This window comes from Imperialibacter sp. (assembly GCF_040222385.1).
Taxonomy (GTDB): domain Bacteria; phylum Bacteroidota; class Bacteroidia; order Cytophagales; family Cyclobacteriaceae; genus Imperialibacter.
In genome coordinates this window covers 313,771-330,235 of record NZ_JAVKDF010000022.1, presented here as the reverse complement: position 1 = coordinate 330,235, position 16,465 = coordinate 313,771, and the positions used below count along the sequence as shown (strand labels likewise).

The following is a 16,465-nucleotide window of genomic DNA, read 5'->3' as shown; positions in this document are numbered from 1 at the left end:
AGACGTTGAAAAGTGCTCAAGGAAAAAAAATCTACTGTTCTATAGTTACTTGTCGCCTCTGGTTTCCCTGTATCCAACGTTTTTCTATCTGGTTCCGGGCCATCCTGGCGGGAAAGTTGGCGAACACCCGCATTTACCTGGAGGACAACTGTGACAATAATACCTACCGCAAGTTGCACAATAGCTTAAGAAATTTCCGCAACTACATCTTTGTCTAGACATAACATTGTTGTTCGGTTACTGAAAGATAATTTTGTTACTTACCACTTAAGATACGAGATATTCGGCATTTATGCATTGTTTTTCTTTCCGCACTACAGCTTGGTAAGTATCTGTGGCTTTGTTAACCTTTGTCATATAATGTCCTGTGCGTTATGTTAATATGGCCTGAGGTAGGGGGTTAATAGTTTTTTCTTCAGGGCAGGCCTGCCTTCTTTTTTAGGTGCACTTATCTCAATTTTGACACGGCTGGTAGCACTCTTTTGCCATTTTTGGGCAGGAGGGAAAGGGAGGGAATGGCAAATGTGTGCGGTTTAAATAAATGCCTTGACTAAAATCTATTACCAAATATTTTCCGCCACTTTGTTGTGGCTTTTAATTTGTTAGGAGCACTAACAGCATCTGCCGCTAATGAAACCATTTCACCTATCTCGTCATAAAATGCTTCTTTTTGAGATGAAGTAAGTCGATGCATTACATCATCACCTGGAGCAACAGGCATAATTGCATTCCATGTCTTCTTATTGTGTAAATACTCCATTATCGCTGATGATGTATTGAAGAATGCTACATCATCACGACTGCCTTTTTCATAACATTGTATAGTCCATAGAGTCAATGCAAGCCCACTTGGAAACTTTTTCCCCGTTTTTGCTTTCGTGTGATCAGACCATGCTTTTAAGTAGCGAATGATTCGAATTAGCTGTGGCTTATTACTGGTCTCTTTTTTAAACCATTCAATAAAAGCCTTCGGCTCTGAATGTTCCCATTCATATCCTCTTGATCCAAAGTATGTTTTACCCGAATAACCATCTATGTAGTAGATAGGAAGATCAATGTGAAAGTCTCTAACATAGTTTAATCGTACACAATTCGTTTTAATTGTCACTCCTTTGCTAGTATGTCCTATGAGAGCTTTTTTAATATGATTTTGAATGGTTTCGACATACATATTGGGGTGTTGAGGGAAGAAAACACCGAGATCGACATCACAAATTGTGCTTCTGTTTTCGATGACAGTACCCATTTTATAAGAGCCCTGTATGTAGAAATTCGGGATTGGAAGACTTGTATATTTTTCGAAGTAGATAGTTACCTTTGAACGGATAGTATTATGAGCACGTCTTAGGTTGGCTACTTTGTCTGGATGGATGGTAATAGTTTGATTGAACTTTTTGAACAAGTCTTCACAATTGGAGTCATCTGTTATCTCGAATTTTTCGTCAGATTTAAAGACCTCCTTACCAACCACGTAGGCAATTCCAAGAACTATAAGCCGTATTAACCAAGGATTCATTTCTTATCGCCTTTTTTATGTTGAACTTCAGGGTGTAACCATTTACCTGTAAACTGATACAGTTCGTAAAAAACGAACCACTCGTGAGTCCAGGGTATAATGGTATCGTACAAATGATGAGAAGAATCCCATACAAGGTCTGTCTTATGGTAGAGACATAAACTGTTGTTATGAGGATACATATGTATATCGTCATTGTATGCAATGACAGGATTAGTTACCGTAACTATTGGCTTACCCAAAGGAGCATATTTTATTCTGTAGGAATAAGAAATTGACTCGGCAGTAGGTTGATAATTACCATAACAGTAAAGGTTGCCATTGTTAATCTTACAGTCTAGAAAATCGTAGTGCTTTTCAATGAGCTTTTTCTCGACATTAACAATTGCAATTGGATTTGGACGATATTTTTTGTGAAAAGCCATTTAACCTCCGTAATTTCTGTGTGGTTTATGACCAACCCCTTGATCTTCTTGAATTTTTCCGTCTCTGTCAGTTTTTGCTCGTTTGTCCAAAATGCTTGATGCAATGGCTGCTAATGAATTGGCTTGTTTGTCAACATCTTTATCCTCTCCATCAGGAAAGTATGATCCCAAATGTTTTTGCCAGAGCTTACTTGCCTTCAATTGATTTTTTTCTTCAATCGCCTTATCTGCATCCTCAATAAAGGCATCTATTTTATCAAAAAAATAATCCTTGTCACCTGTAAAGTTTTCAAGAAGATCGTCCTTTGGTGTAGTAGGCATAACGCATGACCAAGACGATTTTAAAGTGCTTCTAATTTCTTTGAGCGTGTTTCTCAGAGCAATGTCATCTCGGTCATTGTATTTGATTTTATTGCTTGCAAGAACCGTCATTGTTAGACCATTTGGCATTTTTTTAGCCCTATTATCGCACCATGATTTTAAGTATCGAACGGTTCGTACAAGTTGACCTTTTGAATCCTTTTTCTTATTGAACCAATCCTTAAATTCTTTTGGGTCACTCTTAGACCATCCTGTATTTTTTATCGCCAGATGTGGGTTTTCTGCATCATTGGTCTCACTTTCTTTGTAATAAACTGGCAGATCAATATGATAGTCACCTTTATAAATGACTCTAATACATTTTGATCTGTGTTGAGGTTTTTCCGAGGTTGCATCTTCTACAGCATCCCAAATCCAATTCTGCATTGTAGTTGCGGTTTCTTTGGGTTTGGGAAAGAAATAAACACCATTATCAAGGTCACATGTATCTTCTTTGGTTCTGATCATTGTTCCCATGGAATAGGAGCCTTGTCCACGAAATTTGGGTTTATAATCTGGGTGTTTCTCTTTGAAATATTCTCGAATCTTGTCACGTAAAGTATCCCTAGACGTCATCAGTTTAGACTTTTTGGTTTGGGTTATGCTTAGATTCCCGTTAAAGGTTTGAAAAAGATTATGGCAGTTTGACATAGCTTACTGAGTTTTATAGGTTTTTGACGAATTGAAGAATTGCATGACTTTGGTATTGTTGGTAGCTGTGTAGCCATCTTGATTTCCAAGTGATTTCAATGTGCTCAATACATTTCTATCTGCTCGATCCATAGCCAATACCTTCATTTGATCGGGGGATAGTTTTGGCGATTCTATTCTTACATACTGAGAATTGGGGTCAAGCCGATGAATTGCAGTATCCAGAAAGAAGTGAGTAAAAAATGCCTGACCATCCATTGAAGTTTGAATCAGTTTCTCTCGCCAGCCAATAAATGACCTTTCTTTTCGAACTCCTGAAGTCCAGCCACTTGACTGAGAAATACTGGCTACAGAAAGCATTTCCACATGGGAATATTCCTTGCCTTCACCAACGAAATACTTAATGGCCTCTAGGAGACCACATAAAGAAGGATTATTGGCCCAAACGCCTCCATCTATGAATAGTGTGTCATCAATACTATGGATTGGAAAATAGGTAGGGGCTGCAGATGTTGCCAAAGCTGCATCCACAAGCTTGATGTTTTTATCCATAAAAAAGTCTCCCTCTTTGTGAGGGAACTTAAATATTCGAGGCATGCCTGAAGTGAGATTAAAACTCGGTATCAGCACGAGGTTTTGTAGTTGTCCGAGGGTTGTATCCCCAAAGATCCTTTCAAGAATTTTTTTCAAATTTTTATTACTGAACTTCCCCCAGAAGAATGTTTGAGTAGCCACCTGAACAATCTTTCGTTGAAGCCATCTGAATTGCCTATTTTCAGCAGTAGGAAAAATCCCCTTACCATTATCAAAATACAGTTTAACTAAATCATCCGCAGTCATTCCATTCGCTAAACCCAATGCAATCAAACCTCCTGTTGATGTGCCACAGATCATATCGAAGCAATCACCAGATTTTACCCCAGCTTTTTCTTCCAGTCGCGCCAGAACGGAAGCACTATAAAGGCCTTTTATCCCACCTCCATCTATTGATAATATTTTGAATGGTTTTTGATTCATGTGTTAATTTTAATCGGCCTAATTGTTATAATTTGAGAATATCCCTCAATTAGCTGCTACATTTTTTTATATATAGTCTTTTTATTCGTGTAATAATACGATTATTTCTCACTAATTGTCAAATTTCATTAACGTATACTTTCGAATACTTCTCAAAATAGTGCAAATATCTAGTATTGAATAAGGAGGAATGCAGTATTATTGAGTGTTTTTCTCAAAATACATACACATGATTATAAAAGTCACTGTAGGAAATTTCTTATCCTTCAATGAAAAAGTAGAACTATCATTGGAAAGTGCTTCCATTAAAGAATTGTCTAAGTCAAATACATTTGGAGTTGACGGTTTAGATCAAAATCTTCTTAAAAGTGTTGGTCTATTTGGTGCAAATTCAAGTGGAAAAAGTAATATGATTAAAGCACTGAGTTTTATGAGATCATTTGTCATGAATTCATTTATTCAAATCCATGCAACTGAGAAGATCAACGTAGATGCCTTTAAGCTAAATACTGGCGGTCAGTCTAAGCCAAGTTATTTTGAGCTTGAATTTATTGTAAATGAAACTAAATATAGATATGGGTTTGAGGTGGATAAATACCACGTGAGATCTGAATGGCTATTTTATACGAAAAAGAAGAAGGAGAATAGGTATTTTGAAAGGCGCGAAGATGAATTTATTGTTGAGAGTAATTTTAGTGAAGGTTGGAATTTAAAACACACAAGTATTAGGCAGAATGCATTATTCCTTTCGGCACTAGCACAATATAATGGCACTATTTCTAGACCAATTTTTAAATGGTTTGAAGAACTAACAATAATTACCGACACAAATTACGGTGGTTTTATAAATTACACTGCATCATTATTAAATAGGGTCGAGTTTAAAGGATATTTAAAGAAATTACTTAATGCAGGTGATTTTGGATATCATGACCTAGTAATAAGTGAAGCAGAAATAGATCCTAATCAATATGGCTTTTTAACAGAGGAAATTAGAAATCTAATTGTTGCGAAAATTCCTAATCATATTGACATTAAAACAAGACATAGATCATTTGATCAACATGGGGGTGACGCTGAAGAAGTATTAATGGACTTTAAAAAGGAAGAGTCACAAGGAACGCAAAAATTCTTTGCTTTGGCTGGACCAATAATTAACAGTCTGATTGAGGGTCAACCTCTTATTATTGATGAAATTGATGCAAGGTTACATCCATTATTATCAAGAATGATAATACAACTATTTAATTCAGATGATAATATGCATGGGTCTCAATTAATTTTCACAACGCATAACACCAGTATTTTAAATATTGATCTTTTAAGAAGAGACCAAATGATACTAATTTCAAAGACTTTGGCTTTTGCTACAAAAGTTGAGTCAATCTATTCGCTAAAAGTGCGTAATGATGCTTCATTCGAAAAAGATTATTTATCTGGAAAATATGGAGCTATACCCGGTGAGAAAAACAGACAATTGAAAATATTTAACAATTAGTAAATATGACTAACAGATCGCAACTGCGCCCACTTTCCAAACTTGATCAGCTAGCAGAGACCATTATAAAAACAATGTCCTTACTCTCTGAAAATCATCATATTATCCAGAGTTTTAAAATAAAAGGAACTCTTTTTATGGTAGTCAAATCGAGTAGGGGAGCAAGAGTACGATATTCTATATCGCCGGCAATTCACTGACTCATCAGTAAAGAATCCTGAGTATGGGACTAGTTTAAATGAGCGTGCAATTGTAGTAGTTTGTAGAGAACTATGCTAATGAAAAGATGATAAATACTTTATAAAATGAAGGATGCTCTGTTTAAGAAATTGGATCATAAGTATCTAGACTTTAAAACGTTCACCAGAGGTCAACAACTTGCGGAGGGTTATAAACCTGATATTGTGTTAAAAAAAAGTTCGAAATACGTGATCCTTGAGAGTGAACACGGTCCGAGTCGTAAGCACTTTTTAGGAGGTCTAGTAAAAGCTGGTAAATTTTTATCAGGTAAAAATTCAGGAATATTAGTCTTTGTTATTCTGATTAAGACCAATACCACTGAATATCAAATCTCAAACCACCTAAGCCAGTATTTAAAGTGGATAAAGCCACTTACCAATTTAGAAGAGGTTTATGTGATTTCAGATGTCGATTACTGCCCAGGGAAAAATCCACTAGAGATATGTGGAACCGAATTTCTGACGGTTGCAGAAAGGGTTTCCTAATATTATGTTAAATAGATTCCATTTGAAAACCCGCCCATCCAGGCGGGTCGGCTCGGTAAAATAGCGGGCTTGGCGTAGGGCTGAGCGTGGAAGCATTATTTTGCCTAGATTTTTTGCCGCCCGGCGTACCGTTACTTTTTTATCAATGAAAAAAGTAAGAGCCCAGCGGCTTGAGTGGGACTGAGCGTTAAGAAACCATCCAGTGAATGGTTTTAGCGAAGAGACAGAAAGCGCAGCGTGCAGGGTTGGCTGAACACCGCTGAAATTATTGACCATGGTGAGCAGCTTTAGAGAGCACAAAAGAAATGGCGAACGTTTCTATTCGAGCCGAAGCCAAGCACAACGTATGCAGCAAGAACAAAGCGTTGGCAAGCAAGTGGTTTGACTGCAAATCATAGCCATTGAGGTTTCAATATTTGAAAACATGTGTGGGGCATCCCACGAGTATTCAATTCTGATTAAGATCATTTGCCGGCAACTGTTCCACGACGGATCTGTTGCTTAGCGTCGGGCAATTGCCCAGCCTGCGTGGCCCGGCCATTTCGGCGGGCAAAAGAGCGTGGGGAAGAAAAACTATTAATAGCCTGGGCAAAGGGTCGGCCAGCGTAAGCCCAAGCGTTGGATGCGGGGCTACAAACCGTTTGTCCGATTAATATAACGGCAAATTATATAACACAAGAACGCATCATTGTCGGAGCCAGCTGCAGCTGTGTCAATTCGAAGACTGATGATCAGACTTGTTTGAATGATTCGTATTGGGAACCGTGATTTGCTTTTTCGTGCACGGCCAGTGATAAAATCTGCCGTTATCGTACTGCGTAGCGATAACTGATTTTATGATAACCAGCAGAGCTGGGCGCAAATCACTATGTTTGTTATATAATTTATATTATGTTAAGTAGTATTATCAAATACTACACTGCTCTTTCCTCACTTCAAATCGGTTGTTCATCGAATCAGGCATCTCGTTCATCTATAACACCCTGTCCTGCTGGTTACTATATAGCGCTGAGACGTATTTTTTATCAAACACTTGATCGTTATCTTTGTATGAGACAGCTATTGAAATTTATACCTACCTACTATACTTATGACTGCAGATAAGAAACCATACCTCATCTGGTTGCCTGTTGCGCTTGTTACGGCCCTGCTTTCGTTAAGTATCTTCTACACATACTACAACCAGCAAGTAATCAATAGCAACCAGAAGATTCACCAGCACGCCGAGGAAATCCGAAGCAACGTGTCGGAGCTTCTCTGGGGCACCATCCACGGCGTCGACATCGGTCTACGTGGCTACGCACTCATTCCGGAAAAACGTTTCCTGGAGCCGCTGGAGCTGGCCCTTGCCGATAAAGATTCTTTGTTTCAGATGGTTGAGGAAGATTTGCTCAGTCAGAACTTTCCCATGGCGAGCTTCTATCAGTTTCGTGATTCGCTCGACGCCTATATAGCGCTGTCAATGCGCATGAAGGACAATGTGACTGACGGCCAGATGAACACATTCATCAAAGAGCTTAGCGCTGACCAGGGTTACGGACTTTGGATAATGTATGAAAACTTTAGTATTGCCGTTGATGATTTTGAGAATGCTATTAAACTTCAAGCTGCTCAGCGGTCTGAGGCGGCCATCAATAATCTCTATTTGGTTCAAGTGGCGCTTTTTCTGGTGCTGGCCCCTACCATGATGCTTTATGTGTATTACTTTCGCAAGTCGCTGAAGGTATCACACGAGCTGGCCGAAACTGAAGCGGCTCGGTCTGAGCTGGTCAGGAAACAAAACGAAGACCTGGAAAAACAGGTTGCGGAACGCACCAACGCCCTTCGCATGCAAATGGGCATCATCCAGTCGCAGCACGAAGAACTCACCACAATCAACCAGGCCAAAGATAAGATTTTCTCTGTATTGTCTCACGACCTGCGTGGCCCCCTTAACAACCTGCAAAACGCCATCATTGGTTTCCGGCACAACATCTTCTCCCCTGAAGAATCGGACGATTTGCTGAAGAAGCTCGAGTCAAACTTTGAGCAAACCAACGAACTGCTCAACAACCTGCTGCTTTGGTCGAAGAGTCAAATGAAAGGCATTTCTCTTGATAAACAGGAATTTGATCTCTCTGAAAGTGTGCTTGACCTCACAAAGACTTTCAGTGACTCGAGCCAGGCGAAGAAGATCACCATCACCACCAGTTCCGATGAGCACCTGCCGGTGAAAGCAGGAAAGGCAATGATTGAAATGGTGATACGCAACCTGATCAACAACGCCATCAAGTTTACACCCGAAGGAGGCGTCATCAATATCCATGCTGAAAGTAAAGAAAACAGCGCTGTGGTAGAAGTCTCCGATTCTGGCGTAGGCATGAACAACGAAACGGTCGACATTATTCTCAATAAAGGCTACGTGGCCAGTACCCCCGGCACCAACGAAGAAAAAGGCTCGGGGATGGGACTCATGCTGGTCAAAGAGTTTATCAAGCTTCATCACGGCACATTCGAAATTATCTCCAAACAAAGTAGCGGTACAACGATAAGGTTCTCAATTCCTAAAAACTAAGTTATTAGTTATGGCGTACGTTCTTGCTTGAATGTATGCTACACACTATCCCCGACTAAGTCCCTCGATGCCTTCCAGCAGTCTGTCCAGGTCCGCCACGCTGTTATAAAGATTGGGGGTCACTCTCACGACCTCCCGGTCTTTTAGTTTGCGCTTTACCGTAAATACGCCATATTCATCCAAAAGTCTTTTGACTGTGTCGTCTGCGCTTACACCAGCGATGCTGAACGCAGCTATGGCACCGCTCTGTCCGGGATCCATCGGAGTGTGCACCTCTACCCTTTTCATGTCAGCAGCTTTCGATGCCCAGTAAGCTTTCAGGTAGTGGAGCCTCGCTTGTTTAACTTTGATCGTCACCAGGTTATTGAATTTCCCTGCCACGGGAATCGTGAGTAGTGCAGGACTGGCCAGTGTACCAAAGTGTCCCAGTTTACTGATGCTGTCAGCCGCTTGAGTGAAGTCGCCAAACATGGGCGATAGCTTGTTGATTTTTTCCTTTTTCACATACAGCAAGCCAGCTCCAAGCGGATTGGCATACCACTTGTGAAGGTTGACACCAACCATATCGGCCCCCAGGTCGGCCAGCTTGTAGTCCAGGTGAGCAAAGCTGTGTGCTGCATCTACCATCACCTCTACGCCTTTGTTGCGGGCCATTTCGCAGATCTTTTTCACTGGCAGCACCTGTCCTGTCAGGTGGGTCAAATGTGTCACCAAAATGAGGGTTGTTACGGGTGAAATCGCCGATTCGTACAATTTTACTACTTCATCGTCGCTTTTTGGCAATAGTGGTACGTCGATAAATTTGAGCTTTATGCCCTTCCGCTTTTCCAGCATTTGAAAAGCCTCAATCATGCTGTGGTAGTCATGGTGTTGAAGTATTACTTCATCCCCTGCCTTGAGAGGAAACCCGTTGATGAGAATGTTCAAAGCTTCCGTGGCGTTGCGGGTGACCAGCAACTCGTCTTTTGAAGCACCAGTGAAACCGGCGAGGCTGTCCATCACCATTTGCCAGTCGTTCCAGTACTCCATTCGCATGTAGCGGGACGACTCACGGTTGATTTTGTCGACAAACTGATGGTAGGCAGCATTGACAGGAATAGGCTGAACGCCAAAGTACCCATTTTCCAGGTTGATGAAGTCGGGCGATATGTCATAAAAATCTACAGCGAAGCCTTGCCAGAAAGCTTCGTCGTTCACGATAGCTTCACTGAACTTTCCCCTCCACTGTTCAAACAAATCATTTGGGTGCTTGAGATGCGACTGGTCATTGTAGTTTCTGCCATAGGCCATCAGTGGCAACGAGCCTACCCCTGCTCCCAAAATTTTGAATAGCTTCCTTCTGTTCATAGACAACTTTTATGCGTGGACTGCTAAGCGAAGAGACACACAACTGATTAAGAGGCTTTTATGCCTTGGCCCCGGGCTGCGGCTTCCTTTCTGACTTTTAAATTACCAATAAAACCTTCAAAAAGTCTTTAAGGATTTGTTATTAATACAAAGCAGATAAACCCGTCAGAAAGCAAAGCAAAATTGGAATTGGTTAAATGTTTCCGCCTATCAATGACTTGTTCATAAAAATAAGTGCCTGATTTGGTATTTATTTGAAGGGAGATTGTTGGGTCTGCTGACGTAGGCGAGAGGTGGTTCAGTTGCTGGCGTTTGCTTAAAAAAAGGGAAGGAAATCCATGTCGATAGCTTCTATGACTGTATTTTCCCTCCCTACCAGCCTAACCTTTGAGCATTATGGTTTGTGTAGAACCATAACTAAAGTATCAACATATATTTATTTTGGCAACTATTTGGGATAAAAGACAGAAAATAATCGATGAACACCCGATAACAGGGGACGAAAATTTAGGATTTCTCTTTTTTGGACGATTTTAAGAAAAAGATATGGCTTTACCGGGGTGACTAAAGTGCTGAGCCAGGCAGTTGAACGATCCAATTGACGCCTTTACTGCATCAGATTGAGTCTGCGTATTAACTCGTCACGATATACTTTCCCCAGTGGGATCAGGTGTTCGGCGATTTTTACCTGATGCAGGTCGATGGCCTGCACATGCTCGAGGTTAATCACATAAGAGCGGTGCGCCCTGAAAAATGCATCTTTGGGCAGGTGATCCAGAATATCCTTCAGACTGGATCGAACGACATACTTTGATGCCCCTGTAACAATATTGGTGTAGTTACCATCCGGTTCCAGCCAAAGCATCTGGTCAAATTTCACCTTTACAAACATTTGCCCATTCTTAACGAACATGCCGTCCTTTACCAGCATTTCAGTTTGCCGGGAGGCTTCCGGTGCAGCGTTTGAATTAACAGGTATGGCAAAATTGACGAGGGCAATTTCTATGGATGAATATAGTTCGTCTGCATTAAACGGTTTCACAAGGTAGCCATTGGGCTTGGTGGACTTGGCCTCTTCCACAGTGGCCTTGTCGGCATGAGATGTGCAATAGACAAAGGGAAGGTCGCAGTTGCTTCTTATGTGACGAGCCAGCTCAATACCGGAAGGCCTCCCTCCCATCATTATATCCAGCATGACCAGGTCTGGCTGATACTTGTCCAAAGCTTCCAGCCCCTCTTTGAGGTTCATTGCCACAAAAGGCACCTCATAGCCCATGCCCTCAAGCAGCTCACGCATGTCTTCAGCTATGATCAACTCATCTTCTACAATCAGAATTTTTACTTTACTCATCGGCTTGGCGAATCCCTCTACACGGCTAGAATCTAATATAGACCAAAAAGACTAAACGGTAAATGCTTTTTTAAAAATGAAAATCGTTTGGGAATGCCTCAGGTCAAAATACTATGTTTGGCCCCGCTTAATGTTGTTTTTTCAATGCTGCAAAATTGCTTTATACTCATTACTAAATAGCAGCTCTCGCTTTGGGTTGTAATGGTAACGATTGGTGGTTTAATAGCAAAACGTTTTAGTATAAACGTAGCGCTGTAGCCAGTCGGCGCTAAAAGCAGCACCTATTCCTTTGTGAAATTTGTTAAGTGGTAAGCCCATCCTCATGAAGTACAATGGAGAAATGAGCCCCTTTCACCGAGTGAAAAGACAACTGTCCGTTCAGCTGACGGGTAAGAATATTTACCAGTTTCAATCCCAGTGATTTCACCTTGTCTATGCTGAAGTCATGAGGCAAGCCGTTTCCGTTGTCGCCCACCGCAAGTTGCAGCTGACCATCCGCCGTTCTTGTCAGCTCTATGCTTATTTCTCCGCCAGGCATTCCTTCAAAAGCGTACTTGTAGGCATTTGAAATTAACTCGTTGAGTATAAGGCCCAATGGTATAGCCAGATCAATGTCTAGTTTAATGTTTGAGCCAGTAACCTTATTTACAATTCCGGCTTGCCCACTTTGGCTAAAAACAGTGGAGAGATATTGCACTAACTCCTCAGCGTATTCCCGGAAATCTATTTCGGAAAGTTTCTCCGTTTGGTAAAGCTTTTGATGAATAAGGGCCATGGCTTTTACCCGACTCTGTCCTTCCTGAATGGCGGAAATCATCTCAGGGCTGGCCGTTGTCCTGCTCTGCATGTTGAGGATACTGCTGATTACCTGAAGGTTATTTTTCACTCTGTGGTGTATCTCCTTAAGTAACGCCTCCTTCTCTCCCAGCGACCGGGCCAGCTCCAGGCTTTTTTCCTCAATCTCCTGGTTTTTCTGTTGAAGCAAAGTGTTGGATTTTGACTTGACTCTTTCGGAGCGGTAAGCGTAACCCAGGAAGACGGTCAGTAACACAAGGCCGCCAAGCAATAAGTACCTAAGCCGGGCCTCCGACCTGAGGCTCGACTGCTGCTGAGCGAGCGTCGCCTGATTCAGGGCCAGCTCCTTGTCTTTCTTTTCACTTTCATATTTGGCTTCAAGCTCCATCACTGTTTCTCCTCTTTCAATGCGCTGAAGAGAATCCGAAAGCTCCTTCCAAACCAGCGTGTAAAAATAGGCTGAGTCTATTTGATTAGTGGCAGCAAATGACTCACGAAGCCCATCCGTGGATTTCATGCGTAATTCCAGAAATTTGTACTGCTTAGCTAATGCTATCGAAGCCCTCTCATGCGGAATGGCCTTTTCCGGAAACCCACCCCGCCGGTAGTTGACAGCCAGGTTGTGGTTGGTGCTCGACACGCCATATTTATCGCCCGACCGACTCTTTACACGCAGAGATTGTGTGTAATAATAGAGAGCTGAGTCGAACTGAAGATTCTCGTCGTAGGTAACTCCCATGTTATTGTAGAAGGCACCGAAGCCCCGGAGGTTGTCGTCTTCACTAAGCCCAGCCACTGACCGGCGGTAATAGCTCCGTGCCGAATCATATTGCTTTAGATTCATGTAGGCCAGCCCAATATTGTTGTAACCACCCCTGATTCTGTTATCAGGGCCTCCGCCCTCAATCAGGAGATCGAGTGCCTTTTGGAACTGCTCTAACGACTTTTGATGCTGATCCTGAGCTTTGTAAACAAACCCAATAGCACTGACAGTGGAGGAAAGTGCAACTGGATTCCCCAACTTCTCCTTTATCTCCAGTGCCTTTAGATAGTACTCCATGGCAAGGTTCATATTGCCCAGCCGGTCGTATACCAGACCTATATTATGGTAGGAGCCTGCCATTCCGCTTTCGTTGTGGCTGGCTTTTTCTATAGTTAGCGCTTTCTCAATATAATGTATGGCGGAATCCAGGTCTCCCTGTTCTTCGAAAGCCCGTCCGTAATTTTTATAAGCGTAGGCAAGCATTGCGCTATCGTGGGCTGCCTGCGCCAGTTCGTTTTGTAAGTGGGCATAATAGACAGTGGAATCAAAATTTTGTCTCACAAAGCTGAATGCGAGTTCATCCAAAAACACCAGCCGGAGAGAATCCGTCGGTGCTATTTTGAACTGTTGCCTCAGGCTGTCAAACCTGTCGTTTTGGGCGATAGCTGTCACAGAGACAAGGATCAGGAAGGCAACAAAGAGCACCCTGCAGCGGTGCATCCAATTAGTTGAGGAGCCTATCATACGCTCACTTTCATATTTTGAATGACAATTGAGAAACGGGCGCCACCAACTGAGTGCACGGTGAGTTGACCGTTAAGTTGCCGTGTAAGTATGTTCACCAATTTCAGTCCCAGAGATTTCGCCTTCTCCAGGTTGAAATCAGCCGGAAGACCTTTGCCATTATCAGCCACTTCGAGTTGTAATTGATCCTCTCCTACCCGTTTCAGCTCTACGCTGATGGCACCTCCGGTTTTTCCTTCAAAGGCGTACTTATATGCGTTGGAAATCAGCTCGTTAAGGATCAGCCCAAGAGGAATGGCCATATCAATGTCCAGCTTGATGTCGGGTGAGGTGACCGTTTTTACTATGCTTTCTCCAGTGGACGACTCAAAAATAGAAGAGAGGTGATCCGTGAGTTCTTCCGCATATTCTTTGAAGTCAATTTCTGATAGCTTTTCAGTTTGGTAGAGCTTCTGGTGGATGAGGGCCATTGCCTTCACCCTGCTTTGCCCTTCCTGGATGGCCGTCAGCATTTCGGGACTGGCGGTAGACCGGCTTTGCATATTCAGAATGCTGCTGATCACCTGAAGGTTGTTCTTTACCCTGTGATGTATTTCTTTGAGCAACGACTCTTTTTCTGCTAAGGCCGATTCAATGAGCTTATTTTTGGTTTCTATTTCCTGATTCTGAATGCTCAGCTGATTGTAGGCTTTTGTTTTGGCACGCTCCCCCCGATAGATCATGCCTGCTAGTAAAAGCACAATGACAATCCCTCCTATGAGCACCGACCGAAGCCTGGCTTCCTGCGTGAGCAATACCTGCTGCCTGTCGATATCAGCCTGCTTGAGTACCAACTCCTTTTCCTTTTTCTCAGTTTCGTACTTAGCCTGCATATCGTGAATGACCTGGCTGTTTTCAATATTGTAGACGGAGTCCTCCAGTTGCTGATATTGCTTATGGTAACGCAGTGCCTGCTGATAGTTACCAAGCTTTTCATAGCTTTCTGACAGGCTGTGGCTCAGGTTAATCCTTAGCTGGTGATTGTTTATTTTTTCGGCTATTTCAAGGGACTTGTTGCCGTAATAGACTCCCTTTTCCGGCATGTCAATGCTGTTGTACAAACTATTCAGATGGAAATAGCTAAAGGCCATTGATCGAAGATCCCCCCTCGTTTTCGACAGGGCCAACGACTTGTTAAAATAGTACAAAGCACTGTCCGGCATTTTCAGGTCAGTGTAGTCGTTTCCTATGTTGTTATAAGCGCTTGGCAGGTTCGGTTCGTTGTCAAGCCCCTCATAGATGGCAATGGTTCTCAGGTAGTTTTTAATGGACTTTCTTGCATCTCCTTCTTCCCCATAAATGATAGCCATGTTTGATAGCACCACGGCCACTCCTCGTTGATACCCGATGGTTTCGAAAATATCCATGGCACGGGTGTAATGAAGGATAGCATCGTCGTGATAGCCGAGATAATTTTGTGAGTTGGCAATTCTGTTGAGCAATTTGCCAGCCTCCAGGGAGTCGTTGATACTTTCGTAGTAGGCAAGGTTTTCAAAAAGTACCTTAATGGCTTCTGCACTTCGGTCTTGTTCTTCGTACAGTTCAGAGAGTTGCAAATTAGCCCTGGCAACCCCTTCCTTGTCTTGCGATTCACGATAGGCTGCGAGGGAAGAATCAACATACTTTTTAGCCGAATCGTAGCTGAAATGCTCATAGTGAAACTTTCCGAGAGCCAAATTGGCGTCTCCACGTTCCTTTGTCAGGTTGTGCGCTTTCGCAAGTTCAAGCGCTCTGTTCAGGTAATTTAACGCAGACGAAGAATCGGTCTCAGCACTTTGCTGTCCCATGTCAATCAACAGGGAAACTTTCACACCCGGCTCTTTGGCTGCTTGAAAAAGCTGCTGCAGGCTATCTGTCTGGGCTTGTAAATAGCCGGAGGCTACCAATACAGCAAAAAGCAACAGGCATGTTTTCTTCATCATCTTTCAGCTTGCTTTTGATAGGTGTTATCCTTCGTTGAGAGGCTAATATAGTGCTTTTAAGGGCAATTGTGCAGATTAATCAATGTTTGTACATCAAAGGAAGCTATGTGCTATCGACAGCTATGTTATATGTGTGGCCCGGAAAAAATATCAAGTGAAGGTTTACACAAAGGCTGCAGACCGAAGCATAGCATTATTCTACTGTAACTAATTGATTACAAATCAAATAAACAATCAATCATAAAGTATAAGGTTAAGCGAATTTTTTAGTGCCTTTTCGAAAAAGTAGCACTCAGTTACACAACTGATAAAACCCAGACGGGTTTGCTTTCGTTATTTGTTTTGTCGATTTTTGACCCAGTTTGAAAAGAATCCTACAAATAGCGCTTGTTTTCACTTGGCTCCTCTCCATTGCAGGGGTAGTCGTGTCAAGGCATTATTGTGGCCCTTTTCTGAAGAACGTTGAGCTGGGGCACTCCACCAAGCACTGCTGCATGGATGCTGCCGACGAACCCAACGACTGCTGTGAAAACACAACAGAGTACCAGAGCCTGGATGGAAATTTCGTTAAGGTTGAAAAACTGGCGCTTGGAACGCCCTCCCTTTTTGTGCTTTATGCTATTGAGCTTCCCGAGTTTCTTTCCTCCAACGAAGCATATTCAACTCATTCACTATCATTTGCTACAGATACGGGGCCACCTTTGCCTTTGTATCCCGCCTATATTTCCTTCGGTGCCCTTTTGATTTAGCCATTGGTC

At 42.3% G+C, this 16,465-nt stretch carries 12 protein-coding genes; 4 read left to right on the top strand and 8 right to left on the bottom strand.

Translation table 11 applies throughout. The features are described from left to right. Positions 1–550: 550 nt before the first annotated feature. The 4 genes from RIG68_RS09020 to RIG68_RS09010 are packed head-to-tail and all read right to left on the bottom strand — an operon-like array spanning position 551 to position 3,969. Positions 551–1,516, bottom strand: coding sequence for a cyclic GMP-AMP synthase DncV-like nucleotidyltransferase (locus tag RIG68_RS09020; protein WP_350121348.1), 966 nt, complete (start codon positions 1,514–1,516; stop codon positions 551–553). Continuing rightward, a complete protein-coding gene (locus RIG68_RS28900; protein ID WP_502880621.1) occupies positions 1,513–1,941 on the bottom strand; it encodes a type II CBASS E2 protein in 429 nt (142 codons plus the stop codon). Before RIG68_RS28900 ends, RIG68_RS09020 begins: the two co-directional genes overlap by 4 nt. After that, entirely contained in the window at positions 1,942–2,952 is a 1,011-nt protein-coding gene (locus tag RIG68_RS09015) for a CBASS cGAMP synthase (protein ID WP_350121345.1), read from the bottom strand. Positions 2,953–2,955: 3 nt separating this feature from the next. Then, entirely contained in the window at positions 2,956–3,969 is a 1,014-nt protein-coding gene (locus RIG68_RS09010; RefSeq protein WP_350121342.1) for a CBASS cGAMP-activated phospholipase, read from the bottom strand. 229 nt (positions 3,970–4,198) lie between these two features. On the opposite strand from RIG68_RS09010, the gene RIG68_RS09005 reads away from it, so the two are divergent. From RIG68_RS09005 to RIG68_RS08995, 3 genes are all read left to right on the top strand, one after another. Beyond that, positions 4,199–5,467, top strand: a complete 1,269-nt coding sequence (locus RIG68_RS09005) for an AAA family ATPase (RefSeq protein ID WP_350121339.1) — start codon at positions 4,199–4,201, stop codon at positions 5,465–5,467. A gap of 305 nt (positions 5,468–5,772) precedes the next feature. Beyond that, positions 5,773–6,192, top strand: a complete 420-nt coding sequence (locus RIG68_RS09000) for a hypothetical protein (RefSeq protein ID WP_350121336.1) — start codon at positions 5,773–5,775, stop codon at positions 6,190–6,192. Between the two features lie 1,090 nt (positions 6,193–7,282). Further along, positions 7,283–8,746: a sensor histidine kinase gene (locus RIG68_RS08995; protein ID WP_350121333.1), complete on the top strand. Its 1,464-nt coding sequence runs from the start codon at positions 7,283–7,285 to the stop codon at positions 8,744–8,746. Between the two features lie 45 nt (positions 8,747–8,791). On the opposite strand, the gene RIG68_RS08990 is transcribed toward RIG68_RS08995, so the two are convergent. The 4 genes from RIG68_RS08990 to RIG68_RS08975 form a co-directional block, all read right to left on the bottom strand. Further along, positions 8,792–10,093 carry an aminotransferase class V-fold PLP-dependent enzyme gene (locus tag RIG68_RS08990; RefSeq protein ID WP_350121330.1) on the bottom strand — a complete coding sequence of 434 codons (1,302 nt, stop codon included), beginning with the start codon at positions 10,091–10,093 and terminating at the stop codon, positions 8,792–8,794. A gap of 607 nt (positions 10,094–10,700) precedes the next feature. Then, the gene (locus tag RIG68_RS08985; RefSeq protein WP_350086040.1) at positions 10,701–11,444 is read right to left on the bottom strand and encodes a response regulator; all 744 of its coding nucleotides are present in this window, start codon (positions 11,442–11,444) and stop codon (positions 10,701–10,703) included. A 301-nt stretch (positions 11,445–11,745) separates the two neighbouring features. Beyond that, positions 11,746–13,746, bottom strand: coding sequence for a tetratricopeptide repeat-containing sensor histidine kinase (locus RIG68_RS08980; RefSeq protein ID WP_350121327.1), 2,001 nt, complete (start codon positions 13,744–13,746; stop codon positions 11,746–11,748). After that, positions 13,743–15,707 (bottom strand): tetratricopeptide repeat protein, encoded by a 1,965-nt coding sequence (locus tag RIG68_RS08975; protein WP_350121324.1) that lies wholly within the window; start codon positions 15,705–15,707, stop codon positions 13,743–13,745. Before RIG68_RS08975 ends, RIG68_RS08980 begins: the two co-directional genes overlap by 4 nt. Positions 15,708–16,069: 362 nt before the next feature. Between RIG68_RS08975 and RIG68_RS08970 the strand changes: the two genes are divergently transcribed. Then, a complete protein-coding gene (locus tag RIG68_RS08970; RefSeq protein WP_350121321.1) occupies positions 16,070–16,456 on the top strand; it encodes an HYC_CC_PP family protein in 387 nt (128 codons plus the stop codon). Positions 16,457–16,465 lie beyond the last annotated feature (9 nt).

What these genes read in the sequence shown, in the direction of transcription:
- RIG68_RS08980 (WP_350121327.1), bottom strand. Translation starts at nt 13,746, where the DNA reads ATGATAGGCTCCTCAACTAATTGGATGCACCGCTGCAGGGTGCTCTTT.
- RIG68_RS09010 (WP_350121342.1), bottom strand. Translation starts at nt 3,969, where the DNA reads ATGAATCAAAAACCATTCAAAATATTATCAATAGATGGAGGTGGGATA.
- RIG68_RS09000 (WP_350121336.1), top strand. Translation starts at nt 5,773, where the DNA reads ATGAAGGATGCTCTGTTTAAGAAATTGGATCATAAGTATCTAGACTTT.
- RIG68_RS08975 (WP_350121324.1), bottom strand. Translation starts at nt 15,707, where the DNA reads ATGATGAAGAAAACATGCCTGTTGCTTTTTGCTGTATTGGTAGCCTCC.
- RIG68_RS09005 (WP_350121339.1), top strand. Translation starts at nt 4,199, where the DNA reads ATGATTATAAAAGTCACTGTAGGAAATTTCTTATCCTTCAATGAAAAA.
- RIG68_RS08995 (WP_350121333.1), top strand. Translation starts at nt 7,283, where the DNA reads ATGACTGCAGATAAGAAACCATACCTCATCTGGTTGCCTGTTGCGCTT.
- RIG68_RS08985 (WP_350086040.1), bottom strand. Translation starts at nt 11,444, where the DNA reads ATGAGTAAAGTAAAAATTCTGATTGTAGAAGATGAGTTGATCATAGCT.
- RIG68_RS08990 (WP_350121330.1), bottom strand. Translation starts at nt 10,093, where the DNA reads ATGAACAGAAGGAAGCTATTCAAAATTTTGGGAGCAGGGGTAGGCTCG.
- RIG68_RS09020 (WP_350121348.1), bottom strand. Translation starts at nt 1,516, where the DNA reads ATGAATCCTTGGTTAATACGGCTTATAGTTCTTGGAATTGCCTACGTG.
- RIG68_RS28900 (WP_502880621.1), bottom strand. Translation starts at nt 1,941, where the DNA reads ATGGCTTTTCACAAAAAATATCGTCCAAATCCAATTGCAATTGTTAAT.
- RIG68_RS09015 (WP_350121345.1), bottom strand. Translation starts at nt 2,952, where the DNA reads ATGTCAAACTGCCATAATCTTTTTCAAACCTTTAACGGGAATCTAAGC.